Annotated in this window: 21 protein-coding genes and 1 tRNA gene; 8 read left to right on the top strand and 14 right to left on the bottom strand. The window is 75.9% G+C overall.

All coding sequences use genetic code 11. The features are described from left to right. The 4 genes from ACWEO5_RS23970 to ACWEO5_RS23955 form a co-directional block, all read right to left on the bottom strand. Positions 1-655: beta-ketoacyl synthase N-terminal-like domain-containing protein (locus tag ACWEO5_RS23970; RefSeq protein ID WP_452164341.1), on the bottom strand; the 655-nt coding region annotated here is incomplete at its 3' end. After that, positions 652-963, bottom strand: a complete 312-nt coding sequence (locus ACWEO5_RS23965; protein ID WP_452164340.1) for an acyl carrier protein — start codon at positions 961-963, stop codon at positions 652-654. The genes ACWEO5_RS23970 and ACWEO5_RS23965, both read right to left, overlap by 4 nt. Further along, complete coding sequence (locus ACWEO5_RS23960) at positions 960-1,229, bottom strand: acyl carrier protein (RefSeq protein ID WP_452164339.1); 270 nt, start codon at positions 1,227-1,229, stop codon at positions 960-962. The genes ACWEO5_RS23965 and ACWEO5_RS23960 overlap by 4 nt, the downstream gene beginning before the upstream one ends. A gap of 80 nt (positions 1,230-1,309) precedes the next feature. Beyond that, complete coding sequence (locus ACWEO5_RS23955; RefSeq protein ID WP_452164338.1) at positions 1,310-2,737, bottom strand: class I adenylate-forming enzyme family protein; 1,428 nt, start codon at positions 2,735-2,737, stop codon at positions 1,310-1,312. A 173-nt stretch (positions 2,738-2,910) separates the two neighbouring features. Between ACWEO5_RS23955 and ACWEO5_RS23950 the strand changes: the two genes are divergently transcribed. The 3 genes from ACWEO5_RS23950 (at position 2,911) to ACWEO5_RS23940 (ending at position 6,495) form a co-directional block, all read left to right on the top strand. After that, the gene (locus tag ACWEO5_RS23950) at positions 2,911-3,987 is read left to right on the top strand and encodes an alpha-hydroxy acid oxidase (protein ID WP_452164337.1); all 1,077 of its coding nucleotides are present in this window, start codon (positions 2,911-2,913) and stop codon (positions 3,985-3,987) included. Positions 3,988-4,225: 238 nt separating this feature from the next. Next, complete coding sequence (locus ACWEO5_RS23945; RefSeq protein WP_452164336.1) at positions 4,226-5,170, top strand: alpha/beta hydrolase; 945 nt, start codon at positions 4,226-4,228, stop codon at positions 5,168-5,170. Beyond that, positions 5,167-6,495: an aminotransferase-like domain-containing protein gene (locus ACWEO5_RS23940; protein WP_452164335.1), complete on the top strand. Its 1,329-nt coding sequence runs from the start codon at positions 5,167-5,169 to the stop codon at positions 6,493-6,495. Before ACWEO5_RS23945 ends, ACWEO5_RS23940 begins: the two co-directional genes overlap by 4 nt. 72 nt (positions 6,496-6,567) lie before the next feature. Here ACWEO5_RS23940 and ACWEO5_RS23935 read toward each other — a convergent pair whose 3' ends face one another. From ACWEO5_RS23935 to ACWEO5_RS23920, 4 genes are all read right to left on the bottom strand, one after another. Then, positions 6,568-7,332, bottom strand: a complete 765-nt coding sequence (locus ACWEO5_RS23935; RefSeq protein WP_452164334.1) for an ABC transporter permease — start codon at positions 7,330-7,332, stop codon at positions 6,568-6,570. A gap of 24 nt (positions 7,333-7,356) precedes the next feature. Next, a complete protein-coding gene (locus tag ACWEO5_RS23930; protein ID WP_344552808.1) occupies positions 7,357-8,310 on the bottom strand; it encodes an ATP-binding cassette domain-containing protein in 954 nt (317 codons plus the stop codon). Positions 8,311-8,399: 89 nt separating this feature from the next. Further along, complete coding sequence (locus ACWEO5_RS23925) at positions 8,400-9,560, bottom strand: glycosyltransferase (RefSeq protein WP_452164333.1); 1,161 nt, start codon at positions 9,558-9,560, stop codon at positions 8,400-8,402. Further along, positions 9,557-9,790: a hypothetical protein gene (locus ACWEO5_RS23920; protein WP_452164332.1), complete on the bottom strand. Its 234-nt coding sequence runs from the start codon at positions 9,788-9,790 to the stop codon at positions 9,557-9,559. Before ACWEO5_RS23920 ends, ACWEO5_RS23925 begins: the two co-directional genes overlap by 4 nt. A 183-nt stretch (positions 9,791-9,973) precedes the next feature. On the opposite strand from ACWEO5_RS23920, the gene ACWEO5_RS23915 reads away from it, so the two are divergent. From ACWEO5_RS23915 to ACWEO5_RS23900, 4 genes are read left to right on the top strand one after another with little or no spacing between them, the layout of a single operon-like run. After that, the gene (locus tag ACWEO5_RS23915; RefSeq protein ID WP_452164331.1) at positions 9,974-10,906 is read left to right on the top strand and encodes a 3-oxoacyl-[acyl-carrier-protein] synthase III C-terminal domain-containing protein; all 933 of its coding nucleotides are present in this window, start codon (positions 9,974-9,976) and stop codon (positions 10,904-10,906) included. A gap of 42 nt (positions 10,907-10,948) precedes the next feature. After that, positions 10,949-11,341, top strand: a complete 393-nt coding sequence (locus ACWEO5_RS23910; RefSeq protein ID WP_452164330.1) for an acyl carrier protein — start codon at positions 10,949-10,951, stop codon at positions 11,339-11,341. 4 nt (positions 11,342-11,345) lie between these two features. Next, positions 11,346-12,185, top strand: a complete 840-nt coding sequence (locus ACWEO5_RS23905) for a hypothetical protein (protein ID WP_452164329.1) — start codon at positions 11,346-11,348, stop codon at positions 12,183-12,185. Next, a complete protein-coding gene (locus ACWEO5_RS23900; protein WP_452164328.1) occupies positions 12,182-12,904 on the top strand; it encodes a 4'-phosphopantetheinyl transferase family protein in 723 nt (240 codons plus the stop codon). The genes ACWEO5_RS23905 and ACWEO5_RS23900 overlap by 4 nt, the downstream gene beginning before the upstream one ends. Before the next feature lie 74 nt (positions 12,905-12,978). Here the strand turns inward: ACWEO5_RS23900 and ACWEO5_RS23895 are convergent, their stop codons facing one another. The 3 genes from ACWEO5_RS23895 to ACWEO5_RS23885 form a co-directional block, all read right to left on the bottom strand. Continuing rightward, positions 12,979-13,482: a GNAT family N-acetyltransferase gene (locus tag ACWEO5_RS23895; protein ID WP_344552819.1), complete on the bottom strand. Its 504-nt coding sequence runs from the start codon at positions 13,480-13,482 to the stop codon at positions 12,979-12,981. Beyond that, a complete protein-coding gene (locus ACWEO5_RS23890; RefSeq protein WP_344552820.1) occupies positions 13,479-14,783 on the bottom strand; it encodes a DUF6271 family protein in 1,305 nt (434 codons plus the stop codon). Before ACWEO5_RS23890 ends, ACWEO5_RS23895 begins: the two co-directional genes overlap by 4 nt. 529 nt (positions 14,784-15,312) lie before the next feature. Further along, on the bottom strand, positions 15,313-18,267 hold the full coding sequence (locus ACWEO5_RS23885) for an AfsR/SARP family transcriptional regulator (protein ID WP_452164327.1): 2,955 nt from the start codon (positions 18,265-18,267) through the stop codon (positions 15,313-15,315). Between the two features lie 398 nt (positions 18,268-18,665). Here ACWEO5_RS23885 and ACWEO5_RS23880 point away from each other — a divergent pair, with 398 nt between their 5' ends. After that, a complete protein-coding gene (locus ACWEO5_RS23880) occupies positions 18,666-19,358 on the top strand; it encodes a helix-turn-helix transcriptional regulator (protein WP_452164326.1) in 693 nt (230 codons plus the stop codon). A 194-nt stretch (positions 19,359-19,552) separates the two neighbouring features. Here ACWEO5_RS23880 and ACWEO5_RS23875 read toward each other — a convergent pair whose 3' ends face one another. The 3 genes from ACWEO5_RS23875 to ACWEO5_RS23865 all read right to left on the bottom strand — a co-directional run bounded on the left by ACWEO5_RS23875 (position 19,553) and on the right by ACWEO5_RS23865 (position 23,033). Then, positions 19,553-21,820, bottom strand: coding sequence for a hypothetical protein (locus tag ACWEO5_RS23875; RefSeq protein WP_452164325.1), 2,268 nt, complete (start codon positions 21,818-21,820; stop codon positions 19,553-19,555). Next, positions 21,820-21,896, bottom strand: a tRNA-Pro gene (locus ACWEO5_RS23870). The genes ACWEO5_RS23875 and ACWEO5_RS23870 overlap by 1 nt, the downstream gene beginning before the upstream one ends. A gap of 234 nt (positions 21,897-22,130) precedes the next feature. After that, complete coding sequence (locus ACWEO5_RS23865) at positions 22,131-23,033, bottom strand: 5'-3' exonuclease (protein WP_452164342.1); 903 nt, start codon at positions 23,031-23,033, stop codon at positions 22,131-22,133. Positions 23,034-23,100 lie beyond the last annotated feature (67 nt).

Below are 23,100 nucleotides of genomic sequence, written 5' to 3'. Positions count from 1 at the left end.
GCATGCCCCAGCCGGCCAGCCGGGCCAGCGGGCGGGCGCCGCGCGCGGCGGCGGCGTCCGCCGCCTCGACCACCACGGCCACCGCGGCGTCCCCGAGCAGGGTGCCGCTGCGCCCGGCGCTGAACGGTCGCAGCGCGCCGTCGCGGGCCAGGGCCCGGCCCGCGTCGAAGGCCGCGAAGACGCCCGGCTCCACCAGGTGCCCGGCCGCGACCACCACCCGGGGGTACCGGCCGGAGCCGACCAGGACGGCGGCGTCGGCCACCGCGGTGGCGGCCGCCACGCAGGCGCCGGTGTAGACCCGGTGCACCCCGGCCAGGCCGAGCGCGGCGGCGCCCTCCGACACCTGCCGGGCCACCTCGCGGGTCTGCAGGTCGCTGTGCAGGGCGAGCAACAGCGGTGCGCCGGGCGGGAGTTCGGCCTGTCGGCCGGCGTCGGCGACGGCGTCGAGCACCGCGTCGGCGAGCGGCGGCGGGTCGGCCAGCAGGGCCGCCCGCCGGGTGCCGCGCCGGCCGACGTCGAAGCGGGTCACCTCGGCGAAGCCGGTCCCGCCCCGGGCGGCGGCGGCCGCCAGCGGGACGAGACCGGGACCGAAGGCGCTGAGCACCCCGAGGCCGGTGAACACCGGCCGGTCGGCCGGCGGTGCGCTGGAACTCATGACCGGGCGACCCCGCCGGAGACGGCGACCCCACCGGAGACGGCGGCGGCGTCGGGGGCGGCATCGGCGCCGGGCGCGGCCAGGACGGCGGCGCGCAGCACCGCGACGGCGTCGTCCACCGTGCGGACGGCCGCGAACTGCTCGTCCGAGAGCTCCAGCTCGATGCCGTAGCGCTGCTCGAACTCGGCGGTCAGCCAGGTGAGTTCGAGTGAGCCGAGGGTGTCGGGCACCTGCTCCGCGGCCCGCTGCCCGAACGCCGCGAGCATCGCCACCACGGCGGCCCGGTCCGGCAGCACGGTGCTGCTCACGCGGCGGTTCCGGCGGTGGCGGTGGCGATCCGGCCGGCCACGTCGGCGGTGAACTGGTCGAGGGTCATCAGCGCGGTGGTCTCCATCTCGTCCAGGTCGAACTTGATCCCGAACTCGTCCTCGACCTGGACCGAGAGCTCGGCGAGCGCCAGCGATTCGAGGTCGAGCCCGGCCGGGCCGAGGTCGGTGTCGCCGGTGATCCCGTCGACGTCGTAGTTCATCCCGGCGAGTGCCGCGATGACGAACTCCTGGATGCGCTCCTGCATGGTGGTGCTCCTCGTGCTGGGTCGGGGGTTCGGTACGGGTGTGCGGTCGTTCGGCGGTTGGCGGGTCGGCAGGCCGGCGGTCAGCGGGCGGCGGCGCGCAGCGCGGCGGTGTCGCGGACGAGCTTGCCGGTGGCGGTGCGGGGCAGCGCCGGGAGGAAGGTGAGCTGCCGGGGCCGCTTGAAGGCGGCCAACTCGCGGGCCAGCGCCGCCCGGACGGCGTCGGCGGTGGCATCGGCGCCGGCGTCGGCGTCCCCGGTGGCCAGGTACGCCTCGATGGCGCCGTCCGCGAAGACCACCACGGCCTCGCGGACCTCCGGCAGGGCCGCGATGGTGTGCTCGACCTCGTTGAGGTCGACCTTGAGGCCGCCGATCGAGACCTGGGAGTCGCGCCGGCCGAGCACGGTGACCCGGCCGGTCACCGGGTCGACCCGCCCGGCGTCCCGGGTGTGCAGGCGGCCGTCCGACCAGCGGGTGGGGTCGGTGAGGCCCGGGTAGGGGGAGGCGGCCATCGCGATGTGCAGTTCGCCGCCGTCCTCGCGCAGGTCCATGCCGTGCACGGGCACCACCTCGGGGTGCCCGGTGCCGTCGAGGTCGGTGGCGATGACGCCGAGCTCGGTCATCCCGTACATGGTGCCCAGCGGCACGCCGTAGCGGGCGGTGAAGGCGGCGGGCAGCCCGGGCCGGACCAGTTCGCCGGCCACGATCATCCGGCGCAGTTGCGGCAGCGGCGGCGGGTCGGCCGCGCCGGCCAGCAGCTCGGCGTGGAACGGGACGCCGATCACGGTGGTCGGCCGGTCGTCCTCGCCGATCGCGGCCAGGACGCCCGCCGTGGTCATCCGGGCGGGCACGGTCAGCGGCACCCGGGCGTGCAGGCTGTTGAGCAGCCCGCCGACCAGGCCGAGCACGTGCACCACCGAGGAGAGCAGGACGACCCGCTCGCCGGCCTTCGGGAACGCCTCCAGCCGTGCGTAGCAGTCGAGTTCGCGCAGCAGGTCGGCGGCGGTGCGGGCGATCACCTTGGCCGGGCCGGTCGAGCCCGAGCTCAGCTGCACCAGGGCGTGGCCGGTCGCGGCCGGGCGGCCGTCCGGCCGCGCCACCGGCACCGGGTCGGTCTCGGCGAAGCCGCGCATCGCGGCCGCGGGGCCGTGCGCCGACTCCACCAGCACCTGGGGGGCGAGCCGTTCGACGGCGAGCGCCACCTCGTGGTCGGTGAGGCGGTGGTCCAGCAGGACGGCCTGGGCGCCCAGTTGCCAGCAGGCCAGCAGCGCGGCGGTGTAGCCGAGCGAGGGCGCCAGCCGCAGGGCGGCCGTGCCGCCGCGGGCGAGGCCCGCGGCGGTGAGCCGGCCGGCCTGCTCGGCGACCAGGGCGCGCAGCGCGGCGCGGTCCACGGGGGTGCCGAAGCGCAGGCACTCCTGGTCGTCCGGGCCGGCCAGCAGGAAGCGGTCCACCCAGTCGTCCGGGGCCTGGGCAGGCGGGAGGGAAGGTGCGAAAGAGCCGGTCAACGCCACTCCACGAAGGGGAGGTCGGATGGTCGTGCGGTCGCAACCGAGCGGTCGGTTCGACTTCCTGACGATGGCACAGGCGATCGAACCGAAGCAAGGTCTAGACCATTGAGCGCGCGGCCTCCTACGCTGCCGGGCCGGAGCGGGCCCGAGCGCGGCCTGCCCGGAAAGGCAACCCCGTGGGACCACTCGAACTGGCCGACTTCGAACGCGCGGCCCGGGGCCGGCTCCCCGCCGAGCTCTGGGACTTCGTCCAGGGCGGCAGCGGCGCCGAACGCACCCTCGCCGCCAACCGGGACGCGTACGCACGGCGCCGGCTGCGCCCGCGCACCATGGTCGACGTCTCCGCCACCGACCAGGGCCTCACCCTGCTCGGCAGCCCGCTGAGCACCCCCGTCGGCATCGCACCGATGGCCTACCACCGGCTGTTCCACCCCGAGGGCGAGGTCGCCACCGCCCGCGCGGCCGGACGCGCCGGGGCGCTCATGGTCGCCGGGATCTTCGCCAGCCGCACCCTGGAATCCATCGCGGAGGCCGCCACCGGCCCGCTCTGGCTCCAGCTCTACTGGCTGCGCCACCGCGACGCGCTGGCCGCCGTGGTCGAACGCGCCGAAGCCGCCGGCTACCGCGCCCTGGTGCTGACCGTGGACGCCCCCCGGATCGGCCGCCGGCTGCGCGACGCCCGCAACGGCTTCGCGATCCCCGCGCACGTCCGCGCCGTCAACCTCGACCCGGCCCTGATGGCCGCCAGCCACCGCGCGGACGAAGGGAGTTCGGGCCTCGCCGACCACGCCCGGGAGCAGTTCGACCCCACCCTGACCTGGTCCGACCTGGCCTGGCTGCGCGAACGCAGCAGCCTGCCGATCGTCCTCAAGGGCATCCTCACCGCCGAGGACGCCCGGCTCGCCGCCGAGCACGGCGTCGACGCCGTCGTGGTCTCCAACCACGGCGGCCGCCAGCTCGACGGTGCCCCGGCGTCCCTCGACGCGCTGCCCGAAGTGGCCGCCGCGGTACCGCCGAGCCTGCCCGTCCTCCTGGACGGCGGTGTCCGGACGGGCACCGATGTTGCCCTCGCGGTCGCCCTCGGCGCCCGGGCCGTCCTGATCGGCCGCCCGGTGCTGTGGGGCCTGGCCGTCGACGGCGAGCACGGCGTCGCCCGGGTCCTCGACCTGTTGAAGGCCGAACTCGACGACACCCTCGCCCTGTTGGGCCGCCCCCGGCTGACCGACCTCGACCGCACCGTGCTTGACGGGTAGTCACCTCCCCGGATCCGCCCGCGCCCCCGTATCCTCGTGCGCACCGCACCGCACCGCACCGCACCGCACCACGATCGGCCCGCGCCACGATCGGCCCGTGCTTCAGAAACGGTTGTCAGGGGATCCCGCCTGCGACGGCGTGCCTTCCCGGCGCGCCACCGCATTCCCGCGCCACCGCCGTACGCCAGAACCCGCACCGACCCGCCGCCGCCCGGCGGCCCGAACCCAGGAACGTCCCTTGCCACTGCACCCCCAGGCCGAGGCCCTGCGCCGGCAGCGCGTCGCGGCCGGCACGCCCCCGCTCTACACCCGCACCCTCGCCGAGGCCCGCGCCGCCGACCTCGCCGACATCCGGGCGGCCGCCGGGAACCCGGAACCCGTCGGCGCGGTCGAGGAGTTCACCGTCGACGGCCCCGGCGGCCCGCTGCCGCTGCGGGTCTACCGCCCGGCGGACGGCGCCGGGGCCGGGGCCGAACTCCCGGTCCTGCTCTACCTGTTCGGCGGCGGCTGGACGCTCGGCTCGCTCGACACCGGCGACGCGATCTGCCGCCGCCTCACCAACGCCGTCGGCTGCGTCACCGTCGCGGCCGGCTACCGGCTCGCCCCCGAGCACCCCTTCCCGGCCGCCGTGCACGACGTGCTCGCCGCCGCCGAGTGGGCCGCCGCGCACGCCGCCGAACTCGGCGCCGACCCGGGGCGGTTGGCCGTCGCCGGGGACAGCGCGGGCGGCAACCTGGCCGCCGCGCTCACCCTGCTGGCCCGCGAGCGCGGCGGCCCGGCGATCCGGCACCAACTGCTGGTCTACCCGAACACCGACCACGCCGCGGACACCGCGTCCGTCCGCGAGCACGACGACCCGGCGCTGTTCAACCGCCGCTCGGTGGCCTGGTACTGGGGCCACTACCTGGCCGACCCGGCCGACGGCGCCGACCCGCTGGCCTCCCCGCTGCGCGCCCCCTCGCTGGCCGGCCTGCCGCCCGCCACCGTGATCACCGCCGAGTACGACCCGCTGCGCGACGAGGGCGAGCAGTACGCCGAAGCCCTGCGCGCCGCCGGCGTCCCGGTCGAACTGCGCCGCTACGACGGCATGCCGCACGGCTTCTTCGCGATGTCCGGCGTCCTGGACGACGGCCGCGCCGCCCAGCAGTACGCCGCCGACCGACTGCGCGAGGCCCTGCGATGACCACGACCGCCGAAGCCGGCACCGCCACCATCCCGCTGGGCGACCTGCACGCCAGCCTCGCCGACCCGCTGCTGGACGCGATGACCTTCCTCAACGAGGTCACCGAGCGCTACCCGGACGCGCTCTCCTTCGCCCCCGGCCGCCCGCACGAGGGCTTCTTCGAACCCGGGGACGTCCACGCCGACCTGGACACCTACCTGCGCCACCTGCGCGAGGAGCGCGGCCTGAGCGACAGCGCGGTGCGCACCGCGCTGTTCCAGTACGGGCCCACCAAGGGCATCATCGCCGACCTGCTCGCCCGCACCCTCGCCAACGACGAGGGCCTGGACGTCGCCCCCGAGTCGCTGGTGCTCACCGTCGGCGCCCAGGAGGGCATGCTGCTGGTGCTGCGCGCCCTGTGCGCGACGCCCGAGGACGTGCTGCTGGTCAGCTCGCCCTGCTACGTCGGCGTCACCGGCGCCGCCCGGCTGCTCGACCTGACGACCGTCCCCGTCCCGGAGGGTCCCGGCGGCGGCCCGGACCCGGAGGCCGTGCGCGCGGCCGCCCGCGCCGTCCGGGCCGCCGGCCGCCGCCCGCGCGCCTTCTACGTCGTCCCCGACTTCGCCAACCCGTCCGGCACCAGCATGCCGGTGGCGGACCGGGCCGGGCTGCTGGCGGTGGCGGCCGAGGAGGGGCTGCTGGTGATCGAGGACAACCCGTACGGCTTCTTCAGCCGCCAGGAGGGCGAACGCCCCACCCTGAAGGCGCTGGACGGGAACCGCGGGCAGGTGGTCCACCTCGGCTCGTTCGCCAAGACCTGTTTCCCCGGCGCCCGGCTCGGCTACGTCGTCGCCGACCAGCGGGTGACCGCCCCCGACGGCCGCACCACGCTGCTCGCCGACGAGCTCGCCAAGCTGAAGAGCATGACGACGGTCAACACCCCGGCGCTCAGCCAGGCCGTGATCGGCGGCATGCTGCTGCGCCACGGCTGCCGGCTGCGCACCGCCAACGCCCCCGCCCGCGCCCACTACGCGGCCAACCTGGACGTCCTGCTGCGCGAACTGGAGCGGCACTTCCCGGCGGCCGAGCGGGAGCGCCTCGGGGTGTCCTGGAACGAGCCGGAGGGCGGCTTCTTCGCGGTGCTCCGGGTGCCGTTCACCGCGGACGAGGCGGCGATGGAGCGCTGCGCCCGCGAGCACGGGGTGCTCTGGACGCCGATGGCGCCGTTCTACCCGGCGGGCGGCGGCGAGCAGCGGCTGCGGCTGTCGATCAGCGCCCTGGACGGGCGGCAGATCGAGGAGGGCGTGGCCCGGCTGGCCGCCTTCGTCCGGGCCGCCGCGCGCTGAGCACGACGTGGGGGGAGGGGCCGCGGCCCATCCCCCCACGTCGTGCGCGGGACTACCGCGTCGTGCCCGGGACTACCGGATCCGGGTGGAGAAGAGCCGGGCCGAGTAGGCGATCGCCGCGCCGGTCAGCACCGTGACGATCAGCAGCCCCTGCCACACCACGCGGTCCCCGGGGTGGCCGGAGAACAGCGCCCGCATGCCCTCCACCGCCCAGTAGAAGGGGTTCCACTTGGCCGCCGTCTGCAGCCACAGCGGCGCCAGCGCCATCGGCAGCAGGGTGCCGGAGAGCAGGCCGATCGGCTGGGCGATGGTGTTCACCACCGGCGCCATCGCGGCGTCGTTGGGCAGCGCCAGGGCGATGCCGTACGAGATGGCCGAGGTCATCAGCGCCAGCAGGCCGAGCAGCAGGTAGGCCAGCAGCAGGCTGGGCAGGTCGACCCGCAGGCCGAACGGCAGCGCGACCAGCGTGATGATGACCGCCTGGACGATCAGTCCGAGCGTCTCGCGCAGGGCCCGCCCGAGCAGCAGGGCGAGCCGACTGACCGGGGTCACCCGGGAGCGCTCGATGATGCCGGCCTTCAGCTCGCCGAGCAGGCTGAACCCGGTGTAGAGGCCGCCGAAGATGCAGAGCACCGCCAGCAGGCCGGGAACGTAGATCTGGTACGCCTCGGCGTAGCTGGTGGCGCCCATCGGCCCCAGCACCTGCTTCAGCAGCGGGGCGAACAGCAGCAGGTAGAACACCGGCTGGGTGACGCCGATCACGATCCAGATCGGGGTGCGCCACATCAGCAGTACTTGCCGCTGGAAGACCAGCCAGGTGTCACGGGCGAGCTTCACGGAAGGGACTCCAGGGCTTTCTCGTCAGGACTGTTCGATGGAGCGGCCGGTGCGGGCCAGGAACACGTCGTCCAGGCTCGGCCGCTGGAGCTGGACCGTCCCGGGGACGATGCCCGCCCCGTTCAGGACGCTCAGCAGCTGCGGGACCGCCGCCGCGCCGTCGTCCAGGTAGAGCCGCAGGCCGTCCTCGCCCGGCTCCAGCCGGTGCAGGTACGGCCGGTCGCGCAGGGCGTCGGCGGCGGGCCCGGTCTCCTCGGCGGTGAGGCCGAGCAGCACCACGTCGCCGGAGATCTCGCGCTTGAGCGCCTCCGGGGTGCCCTCCACCACGATCCGCCCGTGGTCGACGATGGCGACCCGGTCGCAGAGCGCGTCGGCCTCGTCCAGGTAGTGGGTGGTGACCACCACCGTCATGCCCTCGGTGCGCAGCCGCTTGATCTCGGCCCACACCTGGCCGCGGCTGGCCGGGTCGAGGCCCACCGTCGGCTCGTCCAGGAACAGCACCTTCGGGGAGTGGATCACCCCGAGGGCGATGTCCACCCGGCGGCGCTGGCCGCCGGAGTAGGTGCTGCAGTGGCGGTCGGCGAACTCGGTCAGGTCGAACGCCTTGAGGGCGTCCGCGGCCTGCTGCAGGGCCTCGGCCTTGCGGGCGCCGTACATCCGGGCCTGCATGACCAGCTCCTCCCGCCCGGTGACCGCGTCGGCGGTGCCGCCGCCCTGGGCGACGTAGCCGATCCGGCGGCGGACCGCGGCCGGATCGGCCAGCAGGTCGGCGCCGGCGATCAGGGCCTCGCCGCCGTCCGGGCGGATGAGCGTGGCGAGCATCCGCAGGGTGGTGGTCTTCCCGGCGCCGTTGGGGCCGAGGAATCCGAAGATCTCACCGGCCGGGACGTCCAGGTCGATGCCGCGGACGGCGTCGACCACGGTCCGGCCGTGCTTCCCGGACGGGTAGGACTTGCGAAGTCCCTTGGTCTCGATCAATCCGGAACTCCCGTGCTGGAGTGGGGTGCGGGGGGCCGCGCCCGCCAACCACCGCTCATGGGACGGCAATTGGCGGACGCGGAGCGCCGTCAGGGGGCGGACAGCGCTTCCATCCGGTCGGAGGCGGCCAACGCCCCGCCACCGGACAGCAGTTGACGACCGATCAGCTCGGCTGCCGTCCGCAGGGAGGGCTCGTCGAGCACCCGTCGCAGCCGCTCGGCGATCACCGGCGGACTGACCCGGGCGAACGGGACCCGGAGGCCGGCCCCGGCCTCCACGACCCGCTGCGCCACGAACGGCTGGTCGTTGCGGATCGGCGCCGCCAGCACGGGGACACCGTGCGCCAGCGACTCGACCACGGTGTTCATCCCACCATGGCAGAGCACCGCGTCCAACCGGCCGCCGGACAGCAGTTCCAGCACGGGTGCCCGATCGACCATCAGGACGGAGTCCGGAAGGGCAGCCGGCAGTGCCCCCCGGGGCGAGGCGACCACCGCCCGGACGCCCTCCCCGCCGAGCAGCGCCAGCGCCTCGACGGTGCGGTGCAGGAAGTCCGCGCCGACGGTGTCCGACATCGTCCCCATCGTGACCAGCACGGTGCGCCGCCCGCCCGCCAGCCGCTCCCACGGGAACGCCGGATCCCCCGGACGCGCCGTCAGCACCGGCCCCACCGCGGCGAGCTGCGGCATCGGCTCCAGGTCGCCGAGCAGCGCCCGCCCGGAGGTGGCCAGCACCAGGTGCGGGGAGAACCGCGGGTCGGTGAACTCCCCGGCCGGCAGCCCGGCCCGCTCCCACAGTCCCGCCAGCAGGCCCGCCGTCCACGCCTCCACCCGCGGCAGGTGCCGGTACGGGCGGCCCAGCTCCATCGCCCCCGGCGCCAGCGTCGCCCACGGCAGCCCGTGCCGGTGCGCGACTAGCGCGCCCGCCGGGGTGTGCTGGTCCACCAGCAGCGCGTCCGGCCGGAACTCCCGCACCACCGCGTCCAGCGGCTTCAGGGTGAACTTGGCGTACGGGACGACGAAGCCCTCCCAGAGCGAGCGCAGCGAGGCCAGGCCGTGGCCGCCCATCGCCCGGAACATCCGGTTGCCGGTGCCGAAGACCCGGGCGTCCGGGCCCAGCAGCGGCCGGAACATCGTCTCGGTGCCGGTCCAGGCCACCTGGTGGCCGCGCGCGGCCAGCTCGTCCGCGATCCCGGCGGCCGGGTGGACGTGCCCGGCCAGCGGCGGCACCACCAGCAGGAAGCGGCTCACCGGCGCACCAGCTCCGCCAGGTCGCCGACGGTCAGCGCGGCCAGGCCGGCCACGTCCAGGCCGGCCCGCAGCGCGCCCAGGTCGGCGCCGAAGCGCTCCCGCAGCAGCGCGTCCAGCACGGCGAACTCGCGCTCGTCCAGGGCGAGGTCGCCGTCGAGTCGGTCCGCGGGGGCGAGCGACTGTGCCCATTCGGGCAGAGCGTCGGCGGCCTCGGCCAGCGCGGCCAGCAATCCCGGATCGAGCCCGGCGGATGGCCCGGAGGCCAGGCCGGGAAAGGTTCCTGGGTGTACGGAGGAATGCGGGGAATCGGTCATCGGAAGGCTCCACCGGCTCGACGGCAACGGGGGTGAGAAAGGGGGCTCCAGGGCGGTGATCGCTTGTGCGACCCGCGGAGCGTGGGAATACTAACCGGGGTGACCGCACTGGAGGCAGTGGCCGTCCACCTCCCCCCGCGACTCGAACCGATCGAGGACGTGGGCGCCAGGATCGGCCTTACCCCACGTCAACTCCGACTCTTCCGCCGCTTCCACGGCCTGGACCAGGTGCGCCTGGACCCGGACGGGACGCTGCTCGACCTGCTGGACGCCGCCGTCCGGGCCCTGCCCGAACTGCGCGGCAACGAACACCGCGTCCGCTACCTGCTGCACGCCCGCAGCACCCCGGTCGCCGCGCCCTACCCGCTCAACCCCCTGCACCAGCTCAGGGAACGCTTCGGCCTCACCAACGCCGAGGCGTTCACCGTCACCCAACAGGCCTGCGCCGCCTCGCTGCTGGCCGTCGACCTGGCCGGACGACTGCTCGCGGACGACGGCGACCCGTCGGCGCTGGCCCTGGTGGTCGCGGGGGAGAAGACCTTCACCCGGGACGCCCAACTGCTGCCCGGCACCACGATCTTCGCCGAGGCGTCGACGGCCTGCCTGGTCAGCCCGGACGGCGACCGCAACCGCGTGCTCTCCTACGAGGTGCGCCAGCGACCGGAGTTCGACGGCCGGCCGGTCGACGACCCGGAACTGATGGTCCGCTACCAGCGCGAGTACCAGCCCACCATGATCGAGACCATCGAGGCCGCGCTCGACCGGGCCGGCCTGGAGCTCTCCGACCTCGCGCTGCTGCTCCCGCACAACGTCAACCAGGCGTCCTGGCGGATGATCTGCCGCCAACTCGACCACCCCGTCGAGCGGGTGCTCCTGGAGAACGTGCCCGCGGTCGGACACAGCTTCGCCGCGGACGCCTTCGTCAACCTCCGCACCGCCACCACCGGCGGAGCGCTCCGGCCCGGCGACCACTACCTGATCGCCGCCGCGGGCATCGGCGCCACCTTCGCGGCCATGGTCCTGCAGCACTGACGCCCCCGCCCGCCCCACCACCCACCACCGGACGGTCCACCCATGCCTGAATCCGCCCTGCCTGAATCAGCCCTGCCCGCAACCGAGTTGCCCGCCGCCGAGCCGACCGGTCCCGCCGCCGAGCCGACCGAGCTCGCCGCCGAGCCGACCGGTCCCGCCGCCGAGCCGGTCGACCCCGAGGTGCGCGCCCGCATCCGGCGCGGCATCGAGGACGTCCTGCCGCGCGTCCTGGGCGTCGAGCTCGCCGACGTCCCCGCGAACGCCTGCTTCTTCGACGACTACGGCCTCACCTCCTCCGGCATCGTCGAACTGGTCCTGGACATCGAGGAGACGCTCGCCATCCAGGTCGACGTCGAGCGCCTCGGCACCGACGACCTCCGCACCGTCGACAGCCTCACCGACTACGTGGTCGGACACCACGTCGACGAGGACTGACCCGGTGCCCGCCGAGACCCGCGGCCTGCGCGTGACCAGGGCGGTCGCCGCCGGAGCCGACGGCCACTCCGAGGCCGCCCTCCACCCCGACCTGCGCACCTTCACCGGCGACCTGGTCCGCCCGTACGGCCTGCCGCTGCGCGAGGACCTGCTGACCGCGGGAGCCGGGCACGACTACGCGGAGATGGCCGCCGGCCTGTTCGAACGGGCCCTGCCCGGAGGCGAACCCGCGGACCTGCTGATCCTCGCCTTCTCCTCCCCGGACGTCCGGCCCGCCGCGCCGAGCTCGCTCCGGCTCAGCCGCCACTGCCCCGGGCAGCCCACCGCCTTCGCCGTCTGCGACCAGGGCAGCGCCGCCGCCTTCACCGCGCTGCGCCTCGCCGCCGTCCAGCACCGCACCGGCGGCTGCCGGCGGGCCGTGATCGTGCTCGCCGAGCAGAGCGCCCTGCACTACGAGACCCCCGAACCGGTCGAACTGCCCGCCGAGCACCGCGCCGTCGTCCTGGTCTGCGAGGAGGCACCGGGGGAGGGCCTGCGGGTGCGCGGGCAGGACCGGCCGGACGGCGCCGCGGCGCTGCGCTCCGTCCTCGACGAGCACCGCCGACTCGGGCCGGGCGCCGGGCTGTTGCTCGCCGCCGACCTCGCCGCGCACGGCCGCTCCGACAGCCGCCCCGACAGCCGTCCCGACGGCACCCCGGACGGCGTCGCGGCGGCCCGCCCCGGACAGCCGTTCACCGGCGTCTGGAGCCTGCTGGCCGACCGCCTCCCCGGGCAGGACGGCCCGCTGCTGGTCGCCGACCACGACCGCCGGCTGGGCCGGCTCAGCACCCTGACCCTGCCGTGACCGACCCCGCCGTGACCGACGCCCCCACCACCCCCGACGTCGTCGACGTCTGGAGCATCCCCACCGACCAGCCCCCGGCCGTGGTCCGCCGGCTGTACGGCCTGCTCGACGCCGAGGAGCGGGCGCGGGCCGATCGCAGCCGCGACCCGCTCGGGGGCGGCCGGTTCGTGGTGGCCCGCGGCGCCGTCCGGCTGCTGGTGGCCGAACGGCTCGGCGCCGCGCCCGCCGAACTGGCGTGGCGCTACGGCCCGCACGGCAAGCCCGCCCCCGTCCTGCCCCCGGCCGCCGCGCGGATCCAGGTCAACTGGTCCGGGTCGGGGGCGCTCGCGCTGCTGGCCCTCGCCGTCGGGCGCCGGGTCGGCGCGGACGTCGAGCGGCTCGTCGGGCCCGGCGCCGGCGCCCGGATCGCCCGCCGCCACTTCCCGCCCGCCGACGCGGCCCTGGTCCTGGACGCGCCCACCCCCGCCGAGGGCGCCGACCGCTTCACCCGGCTGTGGTGCCGCCGCGAAGCCTGCGTCAAGGTGTACGGCGGCCGGCTCGCCCAGGGCCTCGGCCTCCCGCTCGCCGGGCCCTCCCCGCTGCGGCTGGCCGACCCGGCCCCGCTCGGCCCCGGCCCGCTCCGGCTGGCCGACGTCCCGGTGCCGGGCCCGTTCCGCGCCGCGGTCGCCGCCGACGGCGACCGCCCCTTCACCGTCCGGCACCGCACCTGGACCGCCTGAACTCCCTTGCGGGGGAAGCGCGTCGGGCCCGACCGGAGCGGGATCCGGTCGGGCCCGACGCGTTCGCGGCGCCGTCAGTCCACGGGCCGCGACATGTAGACCGCCCGCCGTCCGTAGGAGGCCGGCACGGCCACCTCCCGGTGCGCGCGGTAGCCGTAGAAGCGCAGCAGGATGTCGGAGCCGCGCACCGCGACCATCGAGATCCGCGCGAAGCCCTCCGCCGCGGCCCGCTCCTGCAGGTGCTCCATCAGGTTCGCGGCGAGCTCCCGGCCGCGCAGCTCCTCGGCCAGCACCAGGTCGTGCACGTGCAGGTTGTCCGACTCGAACGCCCCGGCCTCCGCCACGGCGAGGTCCGGGCAGCGCAGCGGCGGGTACGGCAGGCTCAGCAGGTAGCCGCGGACGGCGCCGGTGTCGCGCTGCTCCAGCACGAAGCAGGTCCCCGGCGAGCAGGCGACCCGGGACTCCAGCGCCTCCCGCCCCTCGGACAGGCCGTCGGCCGCGTAGGCCGCGTGCTCCAGCGCGACCACGGCGTCCCAGTCCCCGTCGGCCAGTTGCCGGATCAGGAACTCCCCGCTCACCCGGCGAGCCCCCGTTCGCGGGCGGCGGCCACCATCGGCGCCCAGTTCTCGATCAGCGCGACCCAGCGCAGGGTGTCCTCCCGGGCCTCGTCCAGCAGCTGCTGCCGCTGCCCGGCCACCACGTCCGCCAGCTCGGCGTACTTGCCGCCCAGCTTGCGGTAGAGGCGGTCCACCTCGTCCAGGCAGGTCTCGTTGACGTCCCGGTCCAGGTCGACGGTGCTCCGCACCAGGCCGAGGATCGGCTCCACCCGCAGCTCGTGTCGCTCGTCCAGCAGCCCGGTGCCGAGGTCGATCATCTGGCCGTAGACCGGGTACAGGTACAGCATCGAGAGCAGCATCTTCACGAAGCGCAGCTGGTACGAGACGAACCCGGCGCCGATCCGGCGCTCCGGCGTGTAGTAGTTGACGATGTGCCGCTTGTGGATGACGGCGGGCAGCTTGGCGTGCACCAGGGCGTGCAGCAGCGCGTAGTCGGCGCCGATGGTGCGCAGCGAGGGCACCAGCGGCAGCACCTCGTAACCCCGGTGGTCGATGGCGACGTTGCACATGTAGACGTCCCAGATGTCCGGCACGCCGAGCACCGAGTCGGCCGGGTCGAACGAGTCGGGCTCGGCGCCCTTGAAGGAGACGTCCACCATCTCGTCCTGCTGCTCCAGGGTCCACACCCGCGGGGTCCACAGCCGCACCAGGTCCCGGTACACCTCCGGGTCCAGCTCGTTGATCTCGCCGATGTCCACGTTGAGTTCGCCCATGAAGGCGGCGCTGACCAGCATCACCGGCTTCTCCGCGTCCGCCGGGTCGAGCTCGGAGCGGGCCACCCCGGCCAGCGCCTCGCCGGCCGGCTTGCCGAGCGACAGCAGCTCGTGGTGGATCGGGAACATCTTCGCGCCGTCGACCACCTGGTAGTCGAAGTCGTCGTTGCGCAGGTGCGCCGAGGTGCAGCCGAGCGCGGCGGCGCCCAGGAAGATCCGGTTCACGCAGGAGCCGTACGCGACGTCCTGCGGGAGCATCAGGTCCAGCAGCAGTTCGGGGTCGGCCCCGCCGGAGCGCCGCGCCACGTCGAGGAAGAACGCGCGCTGCGCCGCGTTGCCCAGGTGGTGGACGAACACGCCGGGGGCCGGCACCAGCGCGGCCACGGCGTCCGCGTTCTTGGCGAACTCGGCGCCCTCGGTGGTGTCCAGGACGAGGAGGTGGACCTCGGCCCCGAAGGTCTCGACGGCGTAGGCCGCCTCCTCGGCGAGGTCCACGATGGTGCCGGGACAGGCCCGCATGGTGGGCAGGGCGAGGCAGACTCGTTGCATGGTGTGGGGATCTCCGTCGGATCGTCGGATTCGGCGCGGCGCCCGGCAGTCGAGCGAGCAGAAGGGCGCCCGGCCCGGCCCGCCTCACCCTGGTCCAGCCCCGGAGGGGGTGTCAACGCGCTGCCGGAGGGCCGTCCCCGCCGCCCGCCGACACTGCCCGATGGGGCAGCGGCCGCTGCCCCGCCGGGGCGCCGGCCCGGAACGCCCCGGGCGCGCTCCGGGCCCCGCGGACGGACCGGGAACGGGTGGACGGAATCCGCCCCGGAATCCCCCCCGGGCCGGCAGGCGGACTTCCGCGCCCGCGAAGTCCGCCGCACCGGAACCCGGCCCGGCCGAATGAACCACCGGACGCCCATTCGCCGCCCGGCGGTTCACCCCGAAATAGAACCGTGATGATCGTTGCGCACCCTGCGCGCAGTATCTCGGCGAGATAACGGAATTGCGGGGAAAACGTTCCGGGAGTGCGCGGCCGCCCTTCCCCCGGAGCGCCGCACCGAGCCAGGCAGGCCCGGCCGTGGTCCTGGCCGCACTACGCCAGGCAGGCCCGGCCGCGGTCCTGCTCCCCGAGGTCGGACAGCGCGCGGCCCACCGCGCTCAGCGCGTCCGCCCGGCGGTGCTCCAGCCCCACCCGCTCGGCGATCGCCAACGCCTGCTCGGCCGCCTCCAGCGCCTGCGCCGGCCGCCCCGCCGCCCGCAGCGACTCGGCCAGCGACACCAGCACGCCCGGCATCCGGTCCCGCGAACCGAGCGCCCGCAGCGCCCCCAGGCACTCCTCGTAGTCCCGGCACGCCGCCTCGAACCGGCCCAGCCCGTGCAGCGCCGTCGCCCGGGCGTACAGCACGTGCACCTGGCCGACGAAGTCACCGAGGCCCTTGAACGCCGCCAGCGCGCGCTCGGCCCGGTCCAGCGCCGACTCCGGCCGGTCCACGGCCAGGTCCGCCAGCGCCGCCATCCCCTCCACGAAGGCCCGCGCGGACCGGTTGCCCGACTCGGCGCTCAGCGCCACCGCCTCGTCGCACCAGGCCGCGACCTCCTCGTCCGTGCAGTGCGGCAGCCCGGTCAGCGCCAGCACGATCAGCGCCCCGGGCAGCAGCGCCGCCTGCCCCGTCCGCCGGGCCAGCGCCACCACCCGGACCGCCTCGGACCGGGCCTGCCGGGTGCGCTGGAACTCCCGCTGCGCCCACATCAGGGTGTACCGGGCCCGCGCCTCGCCCTCCGCCAGGCCCGCCGCCGCGGCCGCCTCGGCCACCCGCCCGGCCAGCTCGCACAGCTCCGGGACGGCCGTGCCCAGGTCGATCAGCTGGATCAGCACCAGCGTCAGGTCGGCGACCAGCGCCAGCGGGCCCTGCGGGTCCCGGACGGCCTGCCCGGCGACCGCCAGCACTGCCGGCACCTCCTGCCGGGCCCAGCGCAGCCCCTCGGCGGGCCCGGCGAACCCCGGCTCGGGCCCCGGTTCGGCGGAGCCCGGCCCGGGCCCCGGTTCGGCGATCCGCGCCGCCACCAGGTCCGGGAACGGGTAGCCGGGCCGGACCACCCGGTACAGGCTCGCCACCCTCGCCAGGTAGTGCCGCAGCAGCCGCTCCACCGCGGCCCGCCCGGCGGCCTCCCCGTCCACCTCCCGGACCAGCTCGCGGGCGAACAGCCGCAGCAGGTCGTGGTACTGGTAGCGGCCCGGGAACGGGCAGGACAGCAGCCCCAGGTCGGTCAGCGCCTCGGCCAGCCGCTCCGCCGCCGGCTCCGGCAGCCCCAGCAGCACCGCGGCCGCCGCCGAGGACACCCCCGGGCCGTCCGCCAGCGACAGCAGCCGGAACGCGCGGGCGGCCTCCGGCTCCAACTGGTCGTAGCTGAGCCGGAACGAGGCGGCGACCGCCAGCTCCCCGGACTCCAGCTCGGCCAGCCGCCGCCGCTCCGAGGCCAGCCGGTCCGCCATGTGCGACAGCTGCCAGCCGGGACGGGCCGCCAGCCGGGACGCCGCCGTCCGCACCGCCAGCGGCAGGAACCCGCAGGCCGCCACCAGCCGCCGGGCCGCCGCCGGTTCGGCCGCCACCCGCTCCGGCCCGGCGATCACCGCCAGCAGCCGCACCGACTCCCCGGGCGTCAGCGGCTCCAGCGCGACCTGCCGGGTCGTCGGCAGCCCCGACAGCCAGGCCCGGCTGGTCACCAGCACCGCGCACGAGCGGCTGCCGGGCAGGAGCGGCCCGACCTGCCGGCTGTCCCGGGCGTCGTCCAGCACGACCAGCACCCGCAGGCCCGCCACCCGGGACCGGAACAGCGCGGCCCGCTCCGCCGTCCCCGGCGGGAGCGCCGCGTCGGCCACCCCCAGCGCGCCCAGGAAACCGGCCAGCACCTCGCCCGGATCGGCGGGCAGCGCCCCCGCCCCCCGCAGGTTCACGTACAGCTGCCCGTCCGGGTACTGGCCGCCCACCGCGTGCGCGACGTGCACCGCGAGCGTCGACTTGCCCACCCCGCCCAGGCCCGACAGCCCCACCACCGGCATCGCCGGGCCGCCGGGCGCCAGGTCCGCGCCGAGCGCCGCGCACAGCGCGTCCCGGCCGGTGTGGTCGGAGACGTCGGCGGGCAGCTGGGCCGGCGGGACGGGTGCCGGACCGCCCGGCTCGCCGCCCGGCCCGGACACCGGCGCCACCGGTGCCGCCGGCCCGACCGGCACGGCGGGCGCGGCCAGCTTCGGATCGCCCGACAGGATGCCCAGGTGCAGCTCGCGCAGCCGCGGCCCCGGGTCCACCCCCAGCTGCTCCAGCAGCGCGCGCCGGGCGTCCGCGTACACGCCCAGCGCCTCGGCCTGCCGGCCGCCCCGGTATAGCGCCAGCATCAGCAGCTCGCGCATCGGCTCCAGCAGCGGGTACTGGCTGACCCACACGGTCAGCTCGCCGATCACCTCCGCGTGCCGCCCGGTCTCCAACTCGGCCTCCAGCCAAGCCTGGACGGCGTTCAGCCGGCGCTCGACCAGCCGGGCCCGGTGCGCCTGGGCGAGCGGCCCCGGCAGCCCGGCCAGCGGCTCGCCGTGCCACAGCCCGCACGCCTCCCGCAGCAGCCCGAGCGCCCCGGCCGCGTCCCCCCGGGCCCGGGCCCGGCCCGCCGCCGCGACCCGGTCCTCGAACACCTCGGTGTCCACGCAGTCCGCCGGGAGCCGCAGCACGTAGCCGCTGCCCGAGGACACCAGCACCGACGGGTGCACCCGGTCCGGCTCCAGCACCCGCCGCAGCCGCGACACGTACGTGCGCACGATGGCGGCGGCCCGGGCCGGCGGCTCCTCCCACAGCGCGTCGAGCAGCTCGTCGACGGACACGATCCGGCGCGCCCGCAGCGCCAACGCGGTCAGCAGCGCCCGCTGCTGCGGCGGTCCGAGCTCCAACTCGCGCTCCCCGCACCACGCCTGCACCGGCCCGAGCAGACACAGCCGCAGCCGCTCCCCGCCGTCCGGTTCCGGGGCCGACGTTCCGCTGGGCTCTCCGATTTCCGTCACCGTCAGAAGGTAGCGGTTCGGTCTCTGCGACCGCGGCGCCGGGGCGGGTGCAATTCCACCGGCCCGGGCCGGACTTGCCATCCGAGCGCCCCGCGCATTCGATTCCGCCGCGCCGACCGCCCTCCCGGCGGCGGGAAAGGAAAAAAACTTCCCGCGCAACGGGAACCGCCGGCGCAGATGCGCATCCGTCAATCTTTTATTGATCGGAGGCGGATAGCGTGGATCCCGTCCGCCGAACCTCCGGCGGGCACGGGGAACTCCCGCGGTGCCAGCCGGCCGGGGGAGGAGGAGGGGCGGCGTCGCGTGCGGACGACGCCGGCCGACCGGTTCTGACGGTGCGCCGCCGCCTGTGGGGGGCGGTGGGCGCACCGCCGAGCGCAACGAAAGGAATCAGCGCCGTGCTCCAGTACGCCGACGACGTCCGTACGACGACCCGATCGACCACCCGGACGATCCCGCCGCAGCCCACCCGGCCGATCCCGGTCGCCGTCCACGCCCTGGACCCGCTCTCCCGGGCCGGCGTGGTGAGCTACCTGCGGCAGTGCCCGGAGATCACGCTCGTCGACGACCACCAGCAGGCCGGCACCGGCGTGGCCCTGCTGGTCGCCGACACCTTCGACGAGGCCGCGCTGGCCGGCCTCACCCGGCTGGTCAAGGCCGAACGGACGCGCGTGGTACTGGTCCTGGACCGGATCCAGGAGCCCGAACTGCTCGACGTCGTCTCGCTCGGCGTCAGCACCATCCTGTGGCGCCGCGAGGTCACCGGCGAACGCCTGCGCCAGGCCGTCCGCACCGCCGTCCGCGGCCACGGCGACCTCCCGCCCGACCTGCTCGGCAAGCTGATCGGCTGCATGGGCCGCCGCCGCACCGGCGACGGCCCGGACGGCGCCCCCGCCGACCACGGCATGCAGCCCCGCGAGGTCGACGTGCTGCGCCTGGTCGCCGACGGCATGGACACCGGGGAGATCGCCGGCAAACTCCTCTACTCGGAGCGGACGATCAAGAACATCATCCACACCGTCACCACCCGCTTCCACCTCCGCAACCGCGCCCACGCGGTGGCCTACGCCCTGCGCGAGGGCTACATCTAGTGCCGCGTCAGGCAACCTTCGCCCGTCGCGACGCCCGGCACGCACTCTCGCCGCACCGGCCGAAAACCCGAGTACATCCAGTACGAGGGCTTCCGTCCGGCACGCCGACAGCACGCACCGGACGCCGCTCCTTCACGGCAAAGGTCGCCTGACGCGGCACTAGGCGCACCGGCACCCGGGCAGCGGCCCCGGCGTCACGGGCGGCGCAGCAGCCAGTGCGGGCCGACCGTCCACCCGAGCAGGCGGCGCGCGCTGCCCTTCCCGGCGGTGCCGTCGTCCTCGAACTCCCCGCCGGCGGCGACCAGCGCCAGCCCGGCCACGGCCGGGGCCAGCCGGGCGGGATGGTCCGCGACGAGCACGTCGAGCACCGCCCGGCGGTCCTGCGGCGTGCAGAGCGAGAGGTGGAAGACCATCTGCCGCCAGGCGAAGGCCGCGTTCTTCACCGTGGCCAGCGGGCGCGGGAGCCGCTCGGCCCGGGCCACCAGCCGGGCGGCGGTCGTGAACGCGCCGAGGGCGAGCACGTCCCAGCCGTCGACGGAAGTGACGCCGACCGGCCCGACCAGGGTGGCCAGGTTGTGGGTGGTGAGGATCTGGGCCTGCTCGATCACCGTGCCGTTGTCGGCCACCGACCCGGAGGAGCCGGTGCGGCCCGTCCGCTCCCGGCACAGGGCCGAGAAGCCGGCCGAGGCGGCGGAACGCCGGCCGCCGCCGGGCTCGTCGTGCGGCAGGGCGCGGACGGCCGCGTAGTCGATGCCGTAGTACCGCTCGTACAGCGTCCCCCCGAGCAGGTCGGCGGCGACCCCGGCGGCCGCCAGGTACTTCGGGGTGAAGCCGCCCATGAAGATGTCGGCCGCCAACTCCTCCACGAACGGCGCGTCGAGGCCGGCCCGGCGGCCCAGCGCCGCCAGCTCGCTCACCAGCGGGTTCGGCAGGATGGTGCCGGGGAAGGCGTTGACCGCGATGTTGCCCAGCCGCCGCAGCAGGGCGAGTTCGCCCCCGCCCGCGTCCCGGTGCGCCTCCGCGGCCCGCACCCAGGGGAGCTCCTCGGACCGCACCTGGCGCGCGTAGCCGAGCAGCAGGAGCGAGCGCCGCCCGGCGAAGGCGCGGTGGTGGGCCGCCGCGAGGGCGCCCAGCGCCCCGTCCCGGTAGGCGTCCGCCTCCGCGGCCGAGGCCAACTGCGGTGCCAGCTCGGCCAGTACCTCGGCCGAGGGCACCAGGCCGAGGTCGACCAGGGTCTCGACCGGGGCGCTGGTGGCGGCCAGCACCGGCCTGCGCAGCTCGGCCGGGAACGCCGTGCCGACCGGGACGCCGTGCTGCCGCGCCTCGGCCGGGCCGGTCGGGGCGAGCACGCCCGCGGGATCGGCCAGTCCGTCGTGCCGGGGCAGTCCGGCGAGCCGGGCCAGCAGCAGCCGGGCCAGCGCGTGGTGCGAGGGCAGCGCGGCCTGCTCGGCCTGGCCCCGGCGCAACGCGGTGTGCCGCTCGGAGCCGGGCAGGCCGCGGCGACGCACCATCGACTCGGTCGCGCACCGCAGCAGCCCGGCCAGCCGGGGCGGCAACTCCTCGCCCGCCACCGTCAGTTCGAGGGCGGAGCGGAGGATGCCGAGGTTCTGCCGCGGGCTGCGGTGCTTGCCGCAGAGCGGGTTCGCGGCGGCCAGCAGCCGGTAGCGGGCCAGGAGTTCCGCCCCGCGCCGGTGCCACTCGGGGCCCGGGTCGTGCCGCAGCACCCGGCCGTCCGGCCCGGCGGTCTCCAGCCAGTGGGCGAGCAGTTCGTCGGAGAACGGCAGCCAGACCGTCAGTGCTTCGCGCTGGGCCTCCACCGCCCGGTTCGGGCCGCGCCGCTCCAGGGCGGCGACGGTGTCCGCGACGCTCTGCCGGTGGACGGCGTCGGCCCCGGGCGCCGGGCCGCCGTCGTCGGTCGGCGGGGTGAAGCGCAGCCGGTCGGCGAACGGCGCCAGCACGGCGACCAGTTCGAGGGCGGCCTCCTGCTCGCCGGCCCGCACCAGCCAGGCCACCGTGAGCAGCGCGGCCTCCTCCGGCACCGTCACCCGGTAGCGCCCGCTCTCCAGCAGCTCCCAGAGCCGGGCCAGGCCGGCCTCGGTGAGCGAGTGGGCGAACAGCGCGGCCCGGTCCGCCGGGATGCCCGCCGCCCGGCACGCCTCCGACTCGTACGGCTGCAGGGGCCCTTCGGCACTGGCCCGGCCACTGGCGAAGCCGCCGTGCAGCACCTCGGGGGTGACCCACACGGGCAGACCGGCCACCGGGGCCCGGGTACCGATCCGCAGGCTGCCGTCCTTCATCCCGGCCAGCACCGCGCGCCACCGGTCGAGGCGGCCCTCGGCCCGCGAGCGGGTCGCGGCGTCGGGGTGGGAGAGGGCGGTGGCGAACGCCCGGGCGAGCTGCCCGTGGGCGTAGCCGGGGTCGACGGTGACGGTCGGGCGCTGCTGATCAGCGTTCTTGTCCATGGCCGACGTGGCGGGTCCTGCCCCCGCGCCCTCCAGATCCCGAGTCTGGCGCTCCGACTGACTGAGCTACACGCCGCTGCCCGCCACCCTACGGAGCGGGCCGGGAGGCGGGCAACGCGATTTGCCGGCGCGACGGGCGGCCCGGCGCCCGACCCCGTCGACCCCCTCTCCGCTCTCCGGACAGGACGGAGAACGCCGCACCGCCGCCGTCCCGTCCGTCCGCTTCGGCCATGACGCGGAAGGCGAGGGGCGGCGGGTCCCGGAAGGTACCTGGCCGACCGCACGGGGAAGGCGGCCCGGCGCCGCGGCCTCAGCGCTCGGCCAGCACCTCCAGCAGCCGGGTCAGCGACGTGCCCAGCCCCCAGCGCCCGGCCAGCCACTCCAGCGCCTCCGGATCCCGCGCCACCCGCGGCAGTTCCGGCTCGAACGCGGGCAGCGGCACGTCCCTGGCGACCCGCACCACCGTCGGCGCCACGTCCAGGTACGGCGCCGCCTCCAGCAGGTTGCGGCGCCGGGCCGGGGTCAGCTTCGAACCCGGATCGGCCGCGGCCGCCCGAACCCCCGCCAAGTCCCCGTACTCCTGGACCAGTTGGGTCGCCGTCTTCTCCCCGATGCCCTTCACCCCGGGCAGCCCGTCACTGGCGTCGCCGCGCAGCGCCGCCAGGTCGGCGTACGAGGACCCGGGCACGCCGTACTTCTCGCGCAACGCCGCGTCGTCCATCACCAGCGCCGACCCCACGCCCTTCGCCGGGTACAGCACCGTCACCGCCCGGGCGTCGTCCACGAGTTGGAACAGGTCGCGGTCGCCGGTGACGATCTGGACCGGGCCGGTGGCGCGGGTCGCCAGGGTGCCGATCACGTCGTCGGCCTCGTAGTCGGGGACGCCGATCCGGGCGATGCCCAGTGCGTCGAGGACCTGCTCGATCACCGGGACCTGCGGGGCCAGCGTGTCCGGAACCTCCTCCTCGCCGTCCTGCGCGGCCTCGGCGACCCGGTGCGTCTTGTAGGTCGGGATCAGGTCCACCCGCCACTGCGGGCGCCAGTCGGCGTCCATGCAGGCGACCAGCTGGTCGGGGCCGTGGTCGTGGACCAGGCGGGAGATGAAGTCCAGCAGGCCGCGCACGGCGTTCACCGGCTCGCCCTGCGGGGAGCGGAGCGAGTCCGGCACGCCGAAGTAGGCGCGGAAATAGAGGCTGGCGGTGTCCAGCAGCATCAGGCGGGGCGCGGCGGGCGCGGCGGGCGCGGCGGGTGAGGTCGGTGCGGTCACCCCTCCGATCATG

The sequence above is a fragment of the Kitasatospora sp. NPDC004272 genome (genome assembly GCF_053603035.1).
The sequence above is the reverse complement of the archived record's forward strand: the minus strand, read 5'-3'. Positions and strand labels throughout refer to the sequence as shown.

Coding starts and splice junctions, on each gene's coding strand:
- ACWEO5_RS23910 (WP_452164330.1), top strand. CDS start 10,949: ATGCCTGAATCCGCCCTGCCTGAATCAGCCCTGCCCGCAACCGAGTTG.
- ACWEO5_RS23875 (WP_452164325.1), bottom strand. CDS start 21,820: ATGGACAAGAACGCTGATCAGCAGCGCCCGACCGTCACCGTCGACCCC.
- ACWEO5_RS23960 (WP_452164339.1), bottom strand. CDS start 1,229: ATGCAGGAGCGCATCCAGGAGTTCGTCATCGCGGCACTCGCCGGGATG.
- ACWEO5_RS23940 (WP_452164335.1), top strand. CDS start 5,167: ATGACCACGACCGCCGAAGCCGGCACCGCCACCATCCCGCTGGGCGAC.
- ACWEO5_RS23890 (WP_344552820.1), bottom strand. CDS start 14,783: ATGCAACGAGTCTGCCTCGCCCTGCCCACCATGCGGGCCTGTCCCGGC.
- ACWEO5_RS23865 (WP_452164342.1), bottom strand. CDS start 23,033: ATGCTGCTGGACACCGCCAGCCTCTATTTCCGCGCCTACTTCGGCGTG.